This is a genomic window from Pseudomonas sp. A39, from assembly GCF_058145955.1.
On record NZ_JBYVMD010000015.1, the window covers coordinates 14,281 to 34,376 of the forward strand.

13 protein-coding genes are annotated in these 20,096 nt (G+C 61.9%); 5 read left to right on the top strand and 8 right to left on the bottom strand.

Going from position 1 to position 20,096, the window contains the following annotated elements:
- Window positions 1-18 precede the first annotated feature (18 nt).
- The gene (locus AC3ZU9_RS13990; protein WP_490090862.1) at window positions 19-2,199 is read left to right on the top strand and encodes a GAF domain-containing hybrid sensor histidine kinase/response regulator; all 2,181 of its coding nucleotides are present in this window, start codon (window positions 19-21) and stop codon (window positions 2,197-2,199) included.
- Window positions 2,200-2,202: 3 nt separating this feature from the next.
- On the opposite strand, the gene AC3ZU9_RS13995 is transcribed toward AC3ZU9_RS13990, so the two are convergent.
- From AC3ZU9_RS13995 to AC3ZU9_RS14010, 4 genes are read right to left on the bottom strand one after another with little or no spacing between them, the layout of a single operon-like run.
- On the bottom strand, window positions 2,203-3,369 hold the full coding sequence (locus tag AC3ZU9_RS13995; RefSeq protein ID WP_012723950.1) for a GGDEF domain-containing protein: 1,167 nt from the start codon (window positions 3,367-3,369) through the stop codon (window positions 2,203-2,205).
- A gap of 51 nt (window positions 3,370-3,420) precedes the next feature.
- Window positions 3,421-5,658, bottom strand: a complete 2,238-nt coding sequence (gene glgB / locus AC3ZU9_RS14000) for a 1,4-alpha-glucan branching protein GlgB (RefSeq protein ID WP_012723949.1) — start codon at window positions 5,656-5,658, stop codon at window positions 3,421-3,423.
- Entirely contained in the window at window positions 5,655-9,002 is a 3,348-nt protein-coding gene (gene treS, locus AC3ZU9_RS14005) for a maltose alpha-D-glucosyltransferase (RefSeq protein ID WP_490090863.1), read from the bottom strand. The genes glgB and treS overlap by 4 nt, the downstream gene beginning before the upstream one ends.
- Window positions 9,003-9,036: 34 nt before the next feature.
- Window positions 9,037-11,025 carry an alpha-1,4-glucan--maltose-1-phosphate maltosyltransferase gene (locus AC3ZU9_RS14010; protein ID WP_490090864.1) on the bottom strand — a complete coding sequence of 663 codons (1,989 nt, stop codon included), beginning with the start codon at window positions 11,023-11,025 and terminating at the stop codon, window positions 9,037-9,039.
- Window positions 11,026-11,230: 205 nt separating this feature from the next.
- Here AC3ZU9_RS14010 and AC3ZU9_RS14015 point away from each other — a divergent pair, with 205 nt between their 5' ends.
- Complete coding sequence (locus tag AC3ZU9_RS14015) at window positions 11,231-11,407, top strand: hypothetical protein (protein WP_163825743.1); 177 nt, start codon at window positions 11,231-11,233, stop codon at window positions 11,405-11,407.
- Here the strand turns inward: AC3ZU9_RS14015 and AC3ZU9_RS14020 are convergent.
- Window positions 11,385-11,876 (bottom strand): MgtC/SapB family protein, encoded by a 492-nt coding sequence (locus AC3ZU9_RS14020; protein WP_320400647.1) that lies wholly within the window; start codon window positions 11,874-11,876, stop codon window positions 11,385-11,387. The two genes, AC3ZU9_RS14015 and AC3ZU9_RS14020, sit on opposite strands and share 23 nt — an antisense overlap.
- Window positions 11,877-12,013: 137 nt before the next feature.
- On the opposite strand from AC3ZU9_RS14020, the gene AC3ZU9_RS14025 reads away from it, so the two are divergent.
- The 3 genes from AC3ZU9_RS14025 (at window position 12,014) to mapR (ending at window position 15,325) form a co-directional block, all read left to right on the top strand.
- A complete protein-coding gene (locus AC3ZU9_RS14025) occupies window positions 12,014-12,253 on the top strand; it encodes a DUF3203 family protein (RefSeq protein WP_231807487.1) in 240 nt (79 codons plus the stop codon).
- A gap of 185 nt (window positions 12,254-12,438) precedes the next feature.
- The gene (ccoG, locus tag AC3ZU9_RS14030; protein WP_490090865.1) at window positions 12,439-13,848 is read left to right on the top strand and encodes a cytochrome c oxidase accessory protein CcoG; all 1,410 of its coding nucleotides are present in this window, start codon (window positions 12,439-12,441) and stop codon (window positions 13,846-13,848) included.
- A gap of 67 nt (window positions 13,849-13,915) precedes the next feature.
- Window positions 13,916-15,325: a GntR family transcriptional regulator MpaR gene (mapR, locus tag AC3ZU9_RS14035; RefSeq protein ID WP_490090866.1), complete on the top strand. Its 1,410-nt coding sequence runs from the start codon at window positions 13,916-13,918 to the stop codon at window positions 15,323-15,325.
- 101 nt (window positions 15,326-15,426) lie between these two features.
- Here mapR and AC3ZU9_RS14040 read toward each other — a convergent pair whose 3' ends face one another.
- The 3 genes from AC3ZU9_RS14040 to AC3ZU9_RS14050 form a co-directional block, all read right to left on the bottom strand.
- Window positions 15,427-16,173 (bottom strand): SDR family oxidoreductase, encoded by a 747-nt coding sequence (locus AC3ZU9_RS14040; RefSeq protein ID WP_046033806.1) that lies wholly within the window; start codon window positions 16,171-16,173, stop codon window positions 15,427-15,429.
- A 54-nt stretch (window positions 16,174-16,227) separates the two neighbouring features.
- Entirely contained in the window at window positions 16,228-18,324 is a 2,097-nt protein-coding gene (locus AC3ZU9_RS14045) for a putative bifunctional diguanylate cyclase/phosphodiesterase (RefSeq protein ID WP_093545410.1), read from the bottom strand.
- A 216-nt stretch (window positions 18,325-18,540) separates the two neighbouring features.
- Entirely contained in the window at window positions 18,541-19,953 is a 1,413-nt protein-coding gene (locus tag AC3ZU9_RS14050; protein WP_154846116.1) for an efflux transporter outer membrane subunit, read from the bottom strand.
- Window positions 19,954-20,096: the final 143 nt, after the last annotated feature.

A 20,096-nucleotide genomic window follows, 5' to 3' on the forward strand; every position in this document is an offset into this window, starting at 1 on the left:
AAACAAGGTGTTCTTGCGATGATGAATTGGCTGCAAAGTAGCAGCGACATGGCTGAGCGGGTCCGCCTGCATGATTGGGCGAGTACGCCGCTGGGACCGCTGGAAGAATGGCCGGATGTGCTCAAGACCACCGCGGCGCTGTGCTTTGCGTCGAGCTTCCCCCAGGCCATCATCTGGGGGCCGAGCCTGACCACCCTTTACAACGATGCGTTTATTCCAATCCTGGGCAACAAACCCGACGCCCTGGGGCGCCCGTTCAGCGAAACCTGGCGCGAAGTCTGGGAGCAGGTGCGCCCAATCGCCGACGCGGCGTTCAACGGGCATGCGACCTTTATTGAAAACTTCCCGCTGATGATCGAGCGTGGCGACGGGCCGGAGCAGGCGTATTTCACTTTTTGCTACAGCCCCATCCGCGACCCTCAGGGCCAGGTGGTGGGGATGTTGGATACCGTCACCGAAACCACCACCACCGTCTTCCTGAACCGCCGCCTGGCGGTGTTGGATGCCGTCGGCAGCGCCGTGGCGAATGCCACCGACGCCGAAAGTATCATGTCCACCACCACGCGCCTGCTGGCCGAGCACCTGCAGGTGTCCAACTGTGCGTATGCCGACATGGATGCCGATGAAGACGGCTTCACCATTCGCGGCAACTGGGCGGCGCCTGGCTCGCCGAGCATCCTGGGCCACTACAGCCTGGCGTCATTCGGCGCATTGGCAGTGAAGCGCCTGCGCGCGGGCGAGCCGCTGGTGGTCCAGGACAACCGATTCGAATTCGCTCCCGAAATCGCCGCCAGCTATCAGGCCTTGGGCGCGCTCGCCACCGTGTGCTTCCCGCTGATCAAGGACGGTCGCCTGACCGCACTGATGGCCGTGCACCACAAAACGGCCCGCGCCTGGTCGCCCTACGACCTGGCACTGGTCGGCGAGGTCACCGAGCGCTCGTGGGCCCATATCGAACGGGTGCGCGCCGACGTCGCTGTGCGCGAAGGCCTGGCAGCCTTTACCGAGCTCAACGCCACCTTGGAACAGCGGGTGCAAGAGCGCACCAACGCCCTCACCCAGGCCGAAGCCGCGCTGCGCCAATCGCAGAAACTCGAAGCCATCGGCCAATTGACCGGCGGCGTCGCCCATGACTTCAACAACCTGTTGACCATCATTCGTTCGTCGGTGGACTTCCTGCGTCAGCCCGGACTCTCCGAGGAACGGCGCCAGCGCTACATGGGCGCGGTGTCCGACACGGTGGAGCGCGCCAGCAAGCTCACCAGCCAATTGCTCGCCTTCGCCCGGCGCCAACCGCTCAACCCGGAAGTCTTCGATGCGGGCCAACGGGTCAAGAACATCGGCGAGATGCTCGAAAGCGTTACCGGTGCGCGCATCCATGTGCAGGTGCAGTTGCCAGAGCGCCCTTGCCACGTGCGCGTCGACGCGAGCCAATTCGAGACCGCACTGATCAACATCGCCCTGAATGCCCGCGACGCGATGGACGGGCAAGGCACCCTGACTTTACGCGTGGCGAATGTGGACTCGATGCCGCGTATCCGTGGCGATGAAGAGGCACACCAGCCCTTTGTGAGCATTTCCCTGGCGGATACCGGCACAGGTATTTCCTCTGATACCTTCGAGCGCATTTTCGAGCCTTTCTTCACCACCAAGGCTGTAGGCAAAGGCACCGGGCTGGGGCTGTCCCAGGTCTTCGGGTTTGCCAAGCAGTCCGGGGGTAACGTCGACGTCGCAAGCCGCCCTGGCGAAGGCACCGTGTTCACCCTGTACCTGCCCGAAGTGGCGCAGCAGATGGCGCAGCCCGACCCGACTCCGGAAAGCCAGTCGCCCACCCATGATACGGCGCAGTGCCATATCCTGATCGTGGAAGACAACCTCGAAGTCGGCCGCTTTGCCAACCAGATCCTTCAGGACCTCGGTTACCAGACCACTTGGGCCACCGATGCCGAGCAGGCACTCACGCTGGCCGGCGCGGATGCCCTGGCGTTCGACGGGATCTTTTCGGACGTGGTGATGCCGGGCATGACCGGCGTGGCCATGGCCAAAGTGCTGCGCCAACGGCGCCCGGACTTGCCGGTGGTGCTCACCTCCGGCTACAGCGAAGAGCTGGCCGACAGCGGCTACGAAGGGTTCGAATTCCTCGCCAAGCCCTACTCCGCCGATCAGGTTGCGCGGGCCCTGGCCAAAGCGATGCTTTGAGCCCTACTCCGCCACTGCCACCTGATTGCGGCCTTGGGCCTTGGCGCGGTACAGCGCTTTGTCGGCGGTGTTCATCAGCCCGTGCAGGTCCTGGTCCTGGGTGTGGGTAGATGCAACGCCCAGGCTGGCGCTCAACCCATGCACCGGCTCGGAAGCGAGGCCCGAGATCGCCTTGACCAACTGCTCGGCGATAGTGCGCGCGGTGTCCAACGACGTATTGGGCAGCAGTACCGCAAACTCCTCGCCGCCCAAGCGTCCGTACACATCGGCCTGACGGAACGACGCACTGATCACCCCACCAATCTGGCGCAGCACCTGATCACCGGCCTGGTGGCCGTAGGTGTCGTTGATTTGCTTGAAGTGATCCATGTCCATCATCAGCGCGCACAGCGGTTGCCGGTTGTGGCGGCATTGCTCGTACAGCACCTGGGCATGTTCGAAAAACGCACGGCGGTTCATCAGGCCGGTGAGTTCATCGGTCTGGGCTGCGCGGGTGGAAATAGTGTGGGCACGTTCCATTTGCCGGGTCAGGCGGAAGGCCTTTTCCAAGGCATCCGAGAGTTTGCGCGTGGCGCTGACCACAAAGGTGGAAAACACCAGCACCGCGATGGCCACGCCGACTTGCATGGAAGACGGCTGGAACAACAGCCACAGCGTACACGGCAGCAACACCAGGGCCAGGGAGGCCAGGGTCATGTAGCGGTAAGCCGAATAACAGGACACGGCGCTGACGGACATGCCCACGGTGAACAACATCACCAGTGCCTGGGACAGCCGGTCATCGGTAGGCATCACCGCCAGGGCGCCAGCGCCCCAGATCCCGGCAGACAGCATCAGCGTCAGCCAGTAACGGCGTTCCCAACGCTCGGGCGTGCGTTCGGCGTTGGGGCAGCGAAACCACTCCATGAACATCTTCACGCGCAACAGCGAGGACACCGCCAACGCACCCAGCCAGACCAGGATGACCTGATGGTCAAACCGGTCCCAGCACAGCCAGCAGAGCATGAGAGCGGCCAGGTAACTGCCGAATATCGCGGCAAAGGATTGCCGGAACAGCTGGTGCAAACGGTCAGTCCGCACCTGCTCCTCTATAAAGCAATCCTGGTCCTGCCCACGCCCAAGGCCATTCATGAAATCCGCCTGATTCGACTGCCACGACAAAGGCGCCATTGTGGCACCCTGCCACCAGCGTGGACAACAGAATCCAGCAAGATAGAGCCTTTAAAGCGGTTCCGGCCGCAGAATCAGTACCCCCAATGGCGGCAGATTCAACGCCAGTGACACCGCTTGCCCATGGTTCGGTTCATCTTGGGTAAACACCTCGCCTCCGTTACCGTAATTGGAACCTGCGTACATGTCGGCGTCACTGTTGATCACTTCGCTCCAACGCCCAGCAAAGGGCACGCCGACCTTGTAACCCTCACGCGGCACCGGGGTGAAGTTGGCGACCACCAGCACCGGCTTACCGTCCTTGCTCCAGCGCAGCCAGGCATAGACGCTGTTGATTGCGTCGTCGCCGATCAGCCATTGGAAGCCCTGCGGCGCGTCGTCCTGCTCGTGCAAGGCCGGTTCTTCGCGGTACAGCCGGTTCAAGTCGCCGACCAGCTTTTGCACACCTTTGTGTTCGGCGTACTGCAACAGGTACCAGTCCAGTTGCTGGTCGTGGTTCCACTCGCGCCATTGGCCGAATTCGCAGCCCATGAACAGCAGTTTCTTACCGGGGTGCATCCACATGAACGCCAGGTAAGCGCGCAGGTTGGCAAATTTCTGCCAGCGGTCGCCGGGCATCTTGTCGATCAGCGAGTGCTTGCCGTGCACCACTTCATCGTGGGAAATCGGCAGGATAAAGCGCTCGGACCACGCATACACCAGGCCGAAGCTCAATTCGTTGTGGTGATGGGCGCGGTACACCGGGTCCTGCTGGATGTAGTGCAGGGAATCGTGCATCCAGCCCATGTTCCACTTGTAGTTGAAGCCCAGGCCGCCCTGTTGGGTCGGCTGGCTAACACCTGGCCAGGCCGTGGATTCCTCCGCGATCACCAGTGCGCCGGGCGCTTCCAGGGCCACCACGTCGTTCAAGTGGCGCAGGAAATCAATCGCTTCGAGGTTCTCGCGACCGCCATGACGGTTCGGCACCCATTCGCCGGCCTTGCGCGAGTAGTCGCGGTAGAGCATCGACGCGACGGCATCCACACGCAGCCCGTCGATATGGAAGTGCTTGAGCCAATGCAACGCCGAAGCGAGCATGTAGCCGTGCACTTCGGTGCGGCCCAGGTTGTAGATCAGCGTGTCCCAATCCTGGTGAAAGCCTTCCAGCGGGTTGGCGTATTCGTACAACGCGGTGCCGTCGAATTGCGCGAGGCCGTGGGTATCGGTGGGAAAATGCGCCGGCACCCAGTCGAGGATCACACCGATGTCGGCCTGGTGCAGGGCATCGACGAAATAGGCGAAATCTTCCGGCGAGCCGAACCGCGCCGTCGGGGCGAATTGCGACAGTGCCTGGTAGCCCCAAGAGCCGCCAAACGGGTGCTCCATGATCGGCATCAGCTCGACGTGGGTGAAGCCCAGTTGCTGAACATAGGGAACCAAGCGCTCAGCCAGCTCACGCCAGTTGTACTGGCGGGCCACTTCGCCCGCTTCATCCAACTCGCATTGCCAGGAGCCCACATGCAGCTCGTAGATCGACAGCGGCGCCGTCGGCTTTTGCTTGTCGACCCGCGACTGCATCCAGGCGTGGTCCTGCCAGTCCACTTGCAACGGTTCGGCCACCTTCGAGGCGGTGTCCGGCGGCAACTGGGTGGCCAACGCCATGGGGTCGGCCTTGAGCGGCAGGATCCCATTGGCGCCAAGAATTTCGTACTTGTAGGCCGCGCCCGGTTGCAGGCGTGGGATAAATATCTCCCACACGCCGGACGGATGACGCAGGCGCATCGGGTGACGGCGGCCGTCCCAGATATTGAAGTCGCCCACCACCGACACCCGCCGCGCATTCGGCGCCCACACGGCAAAGCGCACACCCTGCACGCCATCGACGCTGGTCACCTGGGCACCCAGGCAACTGCTGAGGTCACGATGGTTGCCTTCGCCGAACAGGTACAGGTCCATTTCCCCCAGCAACAGTTGCTGGAAGCTGTAAGGGTCTTCGGTGATCTGCTCACCGCCGGCCCACTGGATTTTCAACAAATAGGGTTCGCGGGTCTTGAACTGGCCGACGAACAACCCCGGCACCTGGCTCGCGTCCAGGCTGCCGAGCTGTTCACCGCTGTCGCGTGCCAGCACGTGGACGCTCAAGGCCTCCGGCAGGAAGGCGCGGATAAACTGGCCACCGTGCTCATCATCGTGCGGCCCGAGAATCGAAAACGGGTCGTGATGCTCGGCGCGTACCAGCGCTTCGACGTCCTTGGACGCCGGCAATGCAGTCAACTTCGCTTGCAGCGGTTCTTTATTTGTAAAGCTCATGACGTCTCCCCACCGCGTGCAGTGTTCGATATAGGTGCAAGCCCGCTCAACAGTCCGTGCAACCCTTGCAGGGGCACCGGCAACCAAGTCGGGCGGTTTTCCGCTTCGTAAGCCACTTCATACGCGGCCTTCTCCAGGCTGAACAACGTCAGCGCTGCGTCCTGGCCTTTGGCATCCTGCCAGTCATGCGCCAGTGTAGACGCAGCAGACTGATACGCCTGGATAAAGGCCTGGCGTGCTTCTTTCAGGTAACGGTCCGTCACGCGTTTGCGCGCCTGGTCCGCTTCGGGCGAGTGATCCACCCCTTGTACATTCAGGGCCATGGCCGCCGCGTAATCGAAGGAGCGCAACACGCCGCTAACATCTTTATACGGGCTGTGCTTGCCGCGTCGTTCGTGCAGCGGTCGCGCCGGCTCACCTTCAAAGTCGATCAGGTAGGCATCGCCCTTCACCACCAGCACCTGGCCCAGGTGCAAGTCACCATGCACCCGAATACGCAACCCACCCAGGGTGGCTTTCGCCAGCGCCTGCACATGGCGGGTGATGGCTTTTTTCTGCGCCAGCAACTCAGTGACCAGCGCTTGATCCGCCGGGTTCAACTGGTTTTGATGAAGGTTGAGCAAGTGCAACGCACGGTCCAGCTGCGCGCCGACATCCTTGGCCCAGGCCTGGGTGTCCTTGGCGGTGGTGACTTCAGGCTTGAAGTCCTTGTTAGTGGTTTTCGCACCGAGCACCCCGTGCATTTCGCCCAAGCGCTGGCCGAGCAACCCGGCAAAATCCGCCAGCTCGCCCAGGGCGTTGTAGTGCTGTTCCTGCTCGGAGATGGCTTCGGCCAGCTCGTCGCGAATCGCCCGTTCCAGGTTGTTCTGAGTCCAGCCCCAGGCGTCGCCCTGATTACTCAGGTAGCCTTGGGCAATCATCAGCAGGTTGTCCTGGCCCTCGGCGTCGTGGCGAATCATCGAGCCCAACAACGGCGAGATGTTCGGGTAGCCGGCTTCGGTCAGGTAAGCACTCATCTCCAACTCAGGGTGCACGCCGGAGGCGACTTTGCGGATCAGCTTGAGCACCAGGCTCTCGCCCACCACTACCGAACTGTTGGACTGCTCGGCCGACAAATAGCGCACCTCGGACTCATCCGTCAGTTGCAGCTTGGCCAGATGAGGCGTAGCGGTGAAGCGCAGCTCGCCTTCGCTTGAGTCCAGCACGGTGCCCGCCTGCAGCCCCTGGATCACGGCGCGGATAAAGTGCTCGAGGCTGAAGGCATCGGTCACCAAGCCCACCTGGCGCACCCGGCGTACACGAGCCAAGGCCAATTGCTGAGGCAACGCGCTGGTGAACTGGTCTTCACCGAGGAAACCGAACGGCAGCTGATAGCGGCTGATTTGGCCACCCGCACTGACCTCAAGCTCGCTGAGCAATACCGGGTGCTGCGGGTCGCCAAAGCGCACACCATAGGCGATGCGCACGCTGTCGATCGCCGTGTCCTTGCCCGCGAACCAGCGGCGTTTGGGCAGCCAGGCCGGCAGTGCTGTTTGCTCCAGCGAGGCGCGGCAGGGTTCTTCCAGCAGTTCTTCCATGCGTTTTTTCAATACCAACGTGGTGAAGTCCGGCATGCTCTGGGCCGGTTCCACATGCCAGCTGGGCATCTGGTTTTCCGGCGCCAACACAAACCAATAGAAGCCGTAAGGCGCCAGGGTCAGCAGGAAATTGAGTTGGCCTATGGGTGGGAAGGCATTCCCGCCCAGCATCTCCACCGGCACCATGCCAGCAAACGCCGACAGGTCCAGTTCGGCCGCCTGGGCGCTGCGCGACACGTTGGCCACGCAGAGGATGATCTCGTTGCGCCCGTCTTCACCGGTGAACTCACGGGTATAGGCGAGGATGCGCCGGTTACTCGGCGAGAGCATTTTCAGGCTGCCACGGCCAAACGCCTTGGACTGCTTACGCACCGCCAGCATGCGCCGGGTCCAGTTCAGCAACGAATGCGGGTCCTGGGCCTGGGTCTCGACGTTCACCGACTGGTAGCCGTATTGCGGGTCCATGATCGGCGGCAGCACCAGGCTGGCCGGGTCGGCGCGGGAGAAACCGCCGTTGCGGTCGATGGACCACTGCATCGGCGTACGCACGCCATCGCGGTCACCCAGGTAGATGTTATCGCCCATGCCGATTTCATCGCCGTAATACAGGGTCGGTGTACCGGGCATCGACAGCAGCAGGCTGTTGAGCAGTTCGACACGACGGCGGTCACGTTCCATCAACGGCGCCAGGCGCCGGCGGATGCCGAGGTTGATGCGCGCGCGGCGGTCGGCGGCGTAGTAGTTCCACAAGTAGTCGCGTTCTTTGTCGGTGACCATTTCCAGGGTCAGTTCATCGTGGTTGCGCAGGAAAATCGCCCACTGGCAATTGGCGGGAATCTCCGGGGTCTGGCGCAGAATGTCGGTGATCGGGAAGCGGTCTTCTTGCGCCAACGCCATGTACATGCGCGGCATCAGCGGAAAGTGGAAGGCCATGTGGCATTCGTCGCCGTCGTCGCCCTTTTTGTCACCGAAATACAGCTGGGTGTCTTCCGGCCATTGATTGGCCTCGGCCAGCAGCATGCGGTCCGGGTAATGCGCGTCGATCTCGGCACGGATCTGCTTGAGCACATCGTGGGTTTCGGGCAGGTTTTCGTTATTGGTGCCATCGCGTTCGATGAGGTACGGGATGGCGTCCAGGCGCAGGCCGTCGATGCCCATGTCCAGCCAGTAGCGCATCACCGACAACACCGCTTTCATGACCTGCGGGTTATCGAAGTTGAGATCGGGCTGGTGGGAATAAAAGCGGTGCCAGAAATACTGGCCCGCAACCGGGTCCCAGGTCCAGTTGGACTTCTCGGTGTCGAGGAAGATGATGCGGGTGCCGTCGTATTTCTGGTCGTCATCCGACCACACGTAGAAGTCCCGCGCCGCCGAGCCGGGCTTGGCCTTGCGCGCACGCTGGAACCAGGGATGCTGGTCGGAGGTGTGGTTGATCACCAGCTCGGTAATGACCCGCAGCCCGCGCTTGTGCGCCTCGGCAATAAACCGCTTGGCATCGGCCATGGTGCCGTAGTCGCTGTGCACGCCACGGTACTCGGCGATGTCGTAGCCATCGTCACGGCGTGGCGAGGGGTAGAACGGCAGCAACCAGATGGTGTTCACACCCAGGTCGGCGATGTAGTCGAGCTTGGCGATCAGGCCTGGAAAATCACCGATACCGTCGTTATTGGAATCGAAATACGATTTGACGTGGACTTGGTAGATCACCGCATCTTTGTACCAGAGCGGGTCTTTGATAAAAGTGGCAGCGTTGGGTTTCTTCGCCATTGGAAGCTCCTGGAATACGTGAACCGCGCTGGGATTAAGTGGTGGTGATACGCCAGATCCCAAACGGCATCTGCGGCTCCAACCGCGTCCACTGGTGCTTGCCATACCAAGTCCAGCGATGGCCATTCATCAAGTCTTCACCCTGAGTCTCGGCATCGTCCGGCAGGCCCAGCTCCCAGAGTGGCAGCTCGAAGTTGGCCTCTTGGGCGTTATAGGGATCAAGGTTCACCGCCACCAGAATGAAGTTGCTGCCATCCTCGCTGCGCTTGCCGAAATACAGGATATTGTCATTCCAGGCGTTGTAGAGCTTCAGCCCCAGGTGCGTCTGCAACGCCGGGTTTTGCCGGCGGATGCGGTTGAGCTGAGCGATTTCGGCGATGATATTGCCGGGGGCGGTGAAGTCCCGTGGACGGATCTCGTACTTCTCCGAGTTCAGGTATTCCTCTTTGCCCGGTACCGGCGCCGCTTCGCACAGTTCGAACCCCGAATACATGCCCCACAGGCCCGAGCCCATGGTGGCCAACGCGGCACGGATCAAAAAGCCCGGACGCCCGGATTCATGCAAGAACGGCGGGTTGATGTCCGGCGTGTTGACGAAGAAGTTCGGCCGGTAGCATTCGCGCCACGGCGACTCGTTCAGTTGGGTCAGGTATTCGCTCAACTCGGCCTTGGTATTGCGCCAGGTGAAATAGGTGTAGCTCTGGGAGTAACCGACCTTGCCCAGGCGCGCCATCATCGCCGGCGTGGTAAACGCCTCGGCGAGGAAGATCACGTCGGGGTATTTGGACCGCACATCGCTGATCAGCCATTGCCAGAACGGCAGGGGCTTGGTGTGAGGGTTATCGACGCGAAAGGTCTTCACGCCCTCTTCCACCCAACCCACCACGACGTCGCGCAGCTCTGTCCACAGGCCCGGGATGGCGTCCGCCGCATAAAAGTCGACGTTGACGATGTCCTGGTACTTTTTCGGCGGGTTTTCCGCGTACTTGATCGTGCCGTCGGGGCGCCAGTTGAACCAGCCCGGATGCTCCTTGAGCCACGGATGGTCCTGGGAGCACTGGATGGCGAAGTCCAGGGCGATTTCCAGGCCGTGGTCGGCGGCGGCCTGCACCAGGCGGCGGAAGTCATCGCGGCTGCCCAGCTGCGGGTGGATGGCCTCGTGGCCGCCGTCCTCGCTGCCAATTGCGTAGGGGCTGCCCGGATCATCGGGGCCGGCGGTCAGTGAATTGTTCGGGCCTTTACGGTGGCTGCGCCCGATCGGGTGGATCGGCGGGAAGTAGAGAACGTCGAAGCCCATGTCATGGATCATCGACAACCGCGAGTGCACGTCATTAAACGTGCCGTGGCGCGCAGGATCGTCGGTGATCGAACGTGGAAACAGCTCGTACCAGCTGGCAAACAGCGCAGCCTCACGCTCAACGTCAATCGGGTAAACGGTGCTGATGCTCAGGTAGGCACGGTGATCGGCCTGCGTCATCAAATGTGCACTGTCTTCGTGCAGGAACTGCGCAACCTGCTCGGTTTCCAGCAGGCCGGAGAGTTCATGGTGCAGCAGCATCAGGCGATCGCGCAGCTCGTTGTCACTGCGTTCGGCGGCTTGCAGCACCAGGCTGCGGCCTTCCTGCAATTCCAGGCTGACCGGTACGCCGGCCTCGTGTTTCTTACGCAACTCGTAGCAGAAGCTGGCGAAGGTATCGATCCAGGCTTCAATGCAATATTCATGAGGGCCCTGCTGGGTGACGGTAAACGCGCCTTCCCAGCCATTGTTGCCCACATCGGTCATCACGACGCTGTGCCAGCTTTCATCCTGCAGCGGGCGCCAGCGGATCAGCACGGCGAGCTTGTCATGGCCGTCGGCAAACACTTTGCTGGTGACGTTGACCCGTTGGCCGACCACGGCCTTGACGGCGAATTCGCCGCCGTCAATCACGGGAGTGGTGCTTTCGATGGCGATCCTGGGCAGCAACAGCGCCTGGGACAGCGGCAATATGGACGTGCCTGGAACCTGTGTTTCAGCAGTCATCGAGCATCTTCCCCTTACGCCCTGTGGACGCTCTTTGCTTGATCCGAATTCTTCAGGCGGCCGAGCTCTCCCTGAGCACGGCCGTAATAGGTCCGAACCTGTGCCGTCGATAAAAGTTCAGGTGGATGTGTCGCCATTGAGCGGGGAATCAATTCGCCCGGCCCACTGTCCACCGGTAGAGCAAAGCACAAAGGAGGCCACACCGATGAATATCCCGATCCCGGCTGAAACACCCGACCCGAATATCGACAACCCCACCCTGCCGCCCACCGAGCCCGCACCGATTCCGGAAAAGGAACCGCCGGAGAATGAGCCGCCGCCGGTTGAAGAACCGCCGACGACCATGCCACCGGTGATCGTCAGTCCTTCTCAAAGCGCTTGACGATTTTTGGCATCACGCTGAACACCGCCAAGGCCAGCAACGTACTCAGTACCGCTGTCGATTCCCGGCCCAACCCGGCCGAGACCCCAATCGCAGCGGTCATCCACAAACCGGCTGCGGTGGTCAGGCCTTTGACATGGCCTTCCTCATCATCCTTGCCCTTGATGATGGTACCGGCACCCAGGAAGCCGATCCCGGCAATCACGCCCTGCACCACCCGGCTCATGGCATCCGCCTGATTACCGGACATCTGCGGCACCATCACGAACAGTGCCGCCCCCAAGGCCACCAGCATATGCGTGCGCACCCCGGCGGCCTTGCCCTTGCTCTCGCGTTCAAACCCCAGAATGCCGCCCAGGATCGCGGCAATCAGCAGGCGCACCGTGATCTGGGTGAGCTGCTTCGCGTCACCGATATCGGCGAATTCGGACTGCAGGGTTTGCCACACTTCATGCCACCAGGCGTCCATGGATGCCGTCCTTTGTCATTGTTGGTAAAGGATGGACAGCAGCGACCGCCAGTCAGTTGCCTGGAACCCCTGCACATCGGCGGCCCCTAACCTTACATAGCCCACGCATTACATAGCTCACGAATAAGGAGAACGGCATGTCCCTACGTATCGAAAACCAGCTGTGTTACTTCATGCTCGATGACAATGGCCAGGAACAGAGCGTGCCGGCGACCCGAGTCAATATCGTGACCGACACTGAAAAATCCATGTCCTACGTCGAATTGGCCGCCGAGCGCATCTACATCACCGAAGCCGAGGCCGACGCCTTGACGGTCGCCGGGGCGCACGATGGGCGCCAGCATGTAAAGGCCGACGAACCTGGTTCGCTGATTTAATTGATCTGTATCAGTTCCCCCCCAGACACTGCTGCACCCCAGGCGCCATGGGGTGCAGCACATTGACGCAGGCCCTTGCACCCCTGTCATCTGATCCGCTTTTTATCGCCCTACCTGAGTCTGTTATGCACACAGCCCCACGCGCATAGTTCGTCCGCCTGATGGAGGCTGATGAGCGAACGACCATGAGCGATAGAATCCCCACCGTGGACACCTTTGAGCCCTTGCACCCAAAGAAGGTGAAGGCCAAATCCAGCGACAATCTGATTCATACCCGCAGTTTCACCGGCCTGTTCCGCACCTTGCGCGTGGCCGGTGCAGGCGTTCTGTTCCTGGCGTTTTTCGGCACCGTGTGGCTGAACTGGGGCGGCCGGCAAGCGGTGCTATGGGACTTGGCTGAAAGCAAATTCCACATCTTTGGCGCGACGTTCTGGCCCCAGGACTTCATCCTGCTCTCGGCGCTGCTGATCATCTGCGCGTTTGGCCTGTTTGCGATCACGGTGTTTGCCGGCCGTGTGTGGTGCGGCTACACCTGCCCGCAAAGCGCGTTTACCTGGCTGTTCATGTGGTGCGAAAAAGTCACCGAGGGCGAGCGCAACCAGCGTATCAAGCTGCACGCAGCGCCCTGGAGCCTGAACAAACTGGCGCGGCGCTCGGCCAAACACACGTTGTGGCTGGGTATCAGCGTGCTGACAGGGCTGACGTTTGTCGGCTATTTCACGCCGATCCGCCCCCTGGCCGCCGAACTGCTGAGCTGGCAAATGGGCGGCGTCAGCCTGTTCTGGGTGCTGTTTTTCACCGGTGCCACCTACCTCAACGCCGGCTGGCTGCGTGAAGCGGTGTGCATGCACATGTGCCCGTATGCGCGGTTCCAGAGCGTCATGTTCGACAAAGACACCTTGACCATTTCTTACGACGTGGCGCGCGGCGAACACCGTGGCCCGCGCAAGCGTGAAGTCAAACCCACCGATGTCGGCCTCGGCGATTGCATCGACTGCCAACTGTGCGTGCAGGTGTGCCCTACCGGTATCGACATCCGCGACGGCCTGCAAATGGAGTGCATCGGCTGCGCGGCGTGCATCGACGCCTGCGATTCGATCATGGACAAAATGGGCTACCCGCGCGGCCTGGTGAGCTACACCAGCGAACATCAACTGCAAGGCGGCAAGACCCACCTGCTACGGCCACGCCTGATCGGCTACAGTGCCGTACTGCTGGTGATGATCGCGGCGTTGGTGGTGGCGCTGGTGGAACGGCCGATGGTGTCGCTGGACGTGACCAAGGACCGTGGCCTGTTCCGCGAGAACGCTCAGGGCCAGATCGAAAACATCTACAGCCTCAAGGTGATCAACAAGACCCAGCAGCGCCAGGATTACCGCCTGGCGTTAGTGGACGCCGACGGCTTCCAGTTGCAAGGCAAGACTGAGATCAGCCTGGCAGCGGGGGAAATCAGCGATGTGCCGGTGTCGGTGGCGTTGTTGGCGGATAAAGCGGCGAGCAGTTCGCAGACCTTGCGCTTCAAGGTCTCGGATGTGGATGAGCCGTGGATCTACAGTGCTGCCGAGAGTCGCTTCGTGGCGCCGCTGAACCGCTGAGGTCCGTCAGGCGAGCCAGCTCCCCCCATTTAGCCCTGCGTACAATTTAAGAAAGTGATTAGGCCCCATGAAACGCTACGAAAAATTCGCCGACGACATCGCTGAACTGATCCGCACCGGCGTGCTCGGCCCCGGCCAGCGGGTGCCTTCGGTGCGCTATGCCAGCCAGACTTACGGCATCAGCCCGTCCACGGTGTTCCAGGCCTACTACCTGCTGGAGCGCCGTGGCCTGATCCGCGCGCGGCCGCGCTCCGGCTACTTCGTCAACACCCATGCGCCCAGCCCGTTTTCCGAGCCGGAGGTGAGCGAACAGGTGCATGAGTCCACCGAGGTGGATGTCAGCGAGCTGGTGTTCTCGGTGCTCGACTCGATCAAAGACCCGAACACCGTGCCTTTCGGTTCGGCGTTCCCCAGCCCGATGCTATTCCCGTTGCCGCGCCTGGCCCGTTCCTTGGCCAGCGCCAGCCGTGAGATGGACCCGCGCCTGGTGGTCACCGACATGTCGCCGGGCAACCCGCAACTGCGCAGGCAAATCGCCCTGCGGTACATGGTCGGGGGCCTGATGCTGCCCATGGAGGAACTGCTGATCACCAATGGCGCGCTGGAGGCCTTGAACCTGTGCCTGCAAGCCGTCACTGAACCCGGTGATCTGGTGGCCATCGAAGCCCCGGCGTTCTATGCCTGCCTGCAAGTACTGGAACGCTTGAAACTCAAGGCGGTGGAAATTCCCGTGCACCCGCGCGATGGCATCGACCTCAACGCCCTGGCACAGACGCTGGAGCGCTATCCGATCAAGGCCTGCTGGACCATGACCAGCTTCCAGAACCCCATGGGCGCGACCCTGCCGGAAGCCAAGAAACAGGCATTGGTGGAGCTGCTGCGGGGCCATCAAGTGCCGCTGATCGAAGACGACGTGTACGCCGAGCTGTATTACGGGCAACAGGCGCCAAAACCGGCCAAGGCCTTCGACACCGAAGGCCTGGTGATGCATTGCGGCTCGTTCGCCAAAAGCCTCGCACCCGGTTACCGGGTGGGCTGGGCCGCGGCCGGGCGCTTTGCGCAGAAGGTCGAACGGCTGAAATTGATGACCTCGTTGTGCCCGTCAATGCCGGCCCAGGCGGCGATTGCCGATTATCTGCAGCACGGTGGCTATGACCGGCACCTGCGCAAATTGCGCTATGCCTTGGAAGAACAGCAAAGCGCCATGCTGGCCGCCATCGCGCGCTACTTCCCGGCGCAGACCCGCGTCAGCCAGCCGGCCGGCGGGTACTTCCTGTGGCTGGAGCTGCCGGAGCAGACGGATTCATTGAAGTTGTTCCAGATGGCGCTGGCGCAAGGCATCAGCATTGCGCCGGGGCCGATCTTCTCGGCGACCCAGCGCTTTCGCAACTGCATTCGCCTGAACTATGGCAGCCCGTGGACCGAGGCGTCGGAAAAGGCCATGGAAACATTGGGGCGGATTGTGCGGTCGTTCTGAGCCAAGGGTCGCCTGCACTGGCGCCATCGCGGGCAAGCCCGGCTCCCACAGGGTACGCATTCCACGTGGGAGACGGGCTTGCCCGCGATAGCGTCAGTCGGTCAACGACCGCCCCCCAGGTCCAAAAACGTGCCGGTGGCATACGAGGCCTTATCCGACAGTAACCAGATAATCGCTTCCGCCACTTCATCCGGGCGCCCGCCTCGGGCCATGGGAATGCCGGACTCAAGCTTGCTGACGCGGTCCGGGTCGCCGCTCAGGGCATGGAAGTCGGTGTAGATATAGCCGGGGCGCACCGCGTTGACGCGAATGCCCTCGCCGGCGACTTCTTTCGACAACCCCAGGGTGAAGGTATCGAGCGCGCCTTTTGACGCCGCATAGTCGACATACTCGCCCGGCGAGCCCAGGCGCGAGGCCACCGACGAGACGTTGACGATGCTGCCACCCTGCCCGCCATGCTTGGGCGACATGCGCAGCACCGCGTGCTTGGCGCACAGGATCGGCCCGAGCACGTTGGTCTTCATGACTTTCAGGATGCGAAACTCGGACATCTCATCAACGCGGGATTTATGCCCCACCGTGCCGGCATTGTTGACCAGCGCGGTGACCCGGCCCAGTTCGCTGTCGACGCGATTGAACAGCGCGATCACTTCATCCTCGATGCTCACATCCGCCCGCACCGCAATGGCCTGGGCGCCCAACGCACGCACTTGCTCAAGCACGCGGTGAGCCGCTTCTTCGTCGGACTGGTAGTTGATGCAGATGCGATAGCCCTGGTGAGCGGCCAGCAATGCCGTCTCGGCGCCAATCCCACGACTGCCCCCGGTGATGATGAGGACTTTGTCCATGCGTGCGGTCTCCTGATTCAACCTGGTGTTTAGGGTCGGATCCAAGAATACCCGTCACGCACGGCTTTTGTCAGGCGCTACGGCGTTTTCGGCGCGCACGATATCGGCCATGAAAACGTCAGCCGGCAGCGGGTGGCCTAACAGGTAACCTTGCAGGGAGTTACACCCCAGCCGCGTCAGGAAACTCTGCTGCACATCGGTTTCCACGCCTTCGGCAACAATCCGCAACCCCAAGGCCTGGCCAAGGGCAACGATGGCCGAAACGATGGCGGCGTCGTCGCTGTCGTGCTCCAGGTCGCGCACAAAACCGCGGTCGATCTTCAGCTCATTGGCCGGAAGACGCTTGAGGTACATCAGGCTGGAGTAGCCGGTGCCAAAGTCATCGATGGACAAATCGACACCCATGTCCGACAACTGCTGCAACACAGTCATGCTCGCATCGGCATCGCTCATGGCCGTGGTTTCGGTGATTTCCAGGGTCAGGCTGTTGGCCGGCAACTGGTGACGTTCCAGGGCCGCCGCCACGCTTTTGACCAGCCCTACGTGGCAGAACTGCAACGCGGACAGGTTCACGGCGATGCGCCAGTGTTCGTAACCTTCTGCATACCACAGGCTCATTTGACGACAGGCTTCGTTAAGCACCCATTCGCCGATGGGAATGATCAGCCCGGTCTTTTCCGCCATTTCGATAAACGTCGCCGGCAGCAGCAGGCCCTGCTGCGGATGCTCCCAGCGCAGCAGCGCTTCGGCACCCACCGGGATACCGCTGAGCGCATCGAACTTGGGCTGGTAGTACAGGCGGAACTGCTGCTGTTCCACCGCGTTGCGCAAGTCCTGCAACAACTGCAATTGTTTGCGCGCATTGGTGTTCATCGACGCATCAAAGAAGCTGTAGCCGTTCTTGCCCATGCCCTTGGCGTGGTACATCGCGGCGTCGGCGTTCATCAACAGCTCCTGGGGGCTATTGCCATTGCCGGGGAACATGGCGATGCCGACACTGGCGGAGATCTTCAACTCATGCTCGGCCACCCGGAAGGCGCGGTTGATCAGCACCACCTGGCGTTCGGCGAGGCCGAGGGCATCGTCCGGCTGGGTCAGTTGCACCAGCAACACAAACTCATCGCCGCCGATGCGTGCCAGGGTGTCCTGGCTGCGCAGGTCTTCGCGCAGGCGCAACCCAACTTCGCTCAGCAACTGGTCACCCATATGATGGCCGAAGGCATCGTTGACCGGCTTAAAGCCATCCAGGTCAATAAACATCAGTGCGAAGCAGCCACCCTGCTCCTTCACCGCCTGCATGGCTTGCTGAATACGGTCAGCGAGCAAAGTGCGGTTGGGCAGACCGGTGAGCATGTCGTGCAGGGCCAGGTGGGTCAGCTCTTGGTTGGCTTGGGTCAGGGAGTCGGCAAGCACCGCAGTGCGGGCTTCCAGACGCGCATCGAGCAACGACGTCAGCAAAGCGATGGCCAGCACCGCCAGGGTCGTCACCAGCACCAGATTATCCAAGCCCTTGCCGCTCAGGCCGTTCAGCGCAGCACCGCAGAAACTCTCATCGGCAAACCGTGCCGCCGCCATGCCGGTGTAATGCATGCCGACGATGGCAAAACCCATCACCACCGCCGCCCCACCGCGCGCGAGGCGTACGTACGGGGTATTGCGCCGCAGGTTATAGGCGATCCACAGCGCAGCGCCGGACGCCGCGACCGCGATCAGCAGCGAAGCGCCGAATAAGGCGGGGTCGTAGTCGATACCCGGCGTCATCCGCATCGCGGCCATGCCGGTGTAATGCATGCTGGCAATGCCGGTGCCCATGATCAGCGCGCCCAATGCCAGCTGCCAGGCCGGTAAGCGCGGCTGGCTGACCAGCCACAAGGCAAAGCCGCTGGACAACACCGCAATCAACAACGACAACGCAGTGATGCCTACGTCGAACCCCAGGGCAAACGGCAAACGCAACGCCAGCATGCCGATGAAGTGCATCGACCACACGCCCACGCCCATCGCCATGGCGCCGCCGGTTATCCATAAATAGACACCGCGTCCCTTGGCGGTGGCGATCCGGCCGGAAAGGTCGAGCGCGGTGTAGGAAGCCAGGATCGCGACGAACAGCGAAATCACGACCAGTGAGGGTGAATAACTACCGATGAGCATGGGACTTCTCGTGCGCAACGGGCCTGAGACGCCCGTACCAAGTGGCAAAGCGGGCGATTGTAGCGAGAATAATTCTTGAGTACTTGATTAATTATCAGAGGGCCATTAGTGGCTTTTTGACGCCAATCATATGGCTCAGTAACGACTCAAATACCAGGGCTGGCTGAGTTCAAAATGTGGGCGCGCGGTTGCTCCCACATTGGATCGCGTTCATCTTTAATTCTTGTCGGCGATTGGCGTCTGCCCGTCCCAACCACCGCCCAATGCCGCGATCAGTTGCACGCTCGCCACCAGGCGTGTCTGCAGCAAGGTCAGCACCGTGCGTTCGTTGCTCAGGGCAGTGGCTTGTACGGTGACCACATCCAGGTAGGCAATCAGGCCGGCCTTGTACTGGTTCTGGGTCAGGCGCAGCGACTCGCGTGCGGCCTCCAGCGCTTCGTTGCTGACCACCGCCTCGTCTTCCAGCACCTTGAGTTGCACCATGTAGTTTTCCACTTCGCGGAAACCATCCAGTACGGTCTGGCGGTATTTGGCCACGGTCTCGTCATAGGAGGCCACGGTACGGTCGACTTCCGCCGAACGCTGGCCACCGTCGAACAGGGTCATGGCCAACTTCGGCCCTACCGACCAGAAGCGGTTCGGCAGACTGATCCAGTCGGCGTAGGTGCTGCTGGAGTAACCACCGGCCAGGCTCAGGCTCAGGTCCGGGTAGTAGGCGGCCTTGGCTACGCCGATATTGGCGTTGGCGGCGATCACTGAGCGCTCGGCCGAGGCGATGTCCGGGCGGCGCTCCAGCAGTTGCGAGGGCAGGCTCACTGGAATCTGCGGCAGCGCCGGGATGTCTTTGCTCACCGCCAGGTTGAAGTTGGCCGGCGCCTCGCCGATCAGCACGGCAATCGCGTTTTCCAGTTGGGCACGCTGCCAGATCAGGTCGATCAGGCTGGCCTGGGTAGTCTTCAGTTGGGTTTGCGCCTGGGCCACCGCCTCCTTGCCGGACACACCGGCGCGGTATTGGTTTTCGGTCATTTGCAGGGAGCGCTGGTAGGTCTCCAGGGTGGCTTGCAGCAAACGTGTCTGTTCATCCATGACGCGCAGTTGCAGGTAGCTTTGCACCAGTTCCGACTGCTGGCTCAGGCGCATTGCCGCCAGGTCTGCCGAGCTGGCTTCGGCGCTGGCCTCGTTGGCTTCCAGGCCACGGCGCAGCTTGCCCCAGATGTCCGCCTCCCAGCTCACGCCCAATTGCGCGTTGAGGGTGTCACGGATGCCGCTGCTTGAACTGCTGAGGCTGGCGCTGCTGCTGCCGGTGCCCTGGCTGGCACGGGTTTTCCCGACGCTCAGGTCGACGCTGGGGTAAAACGCCCCGCGGGAGCTGCGCACCAGGGCCTGGGCCTGGCGGAAACGGGCCTCGGCCTGGGCCACGGTCTGGTTGGAGGTGTTCAGGCGCAGCACCAGGTCATTGAGCTGGCGGTCGCCGTACAATTCCCACCAGGCGCCACGGGCCAGGGAGTCACTTGGGGTAGCCTGGCGCCAGCCCTGGGCTTCCTTGAATTGGGCCGGTTCGATGACGTCAGGACGCTTGTAGTCAGGGCCGATGGCGCAGGCGCTGAGCAACACGCCACACAGCACCATCACCAACAGTTTGGCACCCGTATTGTGGCGAGGGAGCTTGCTCCCGCTGGAGTGCGAAGCGCTCCCCAGCATTTTGGGGGCTGCTGCGCCGCCCAACGGGAGCAAGCTCCCTCTCCACAGGATACCGGTGCCTACGGGGGCGT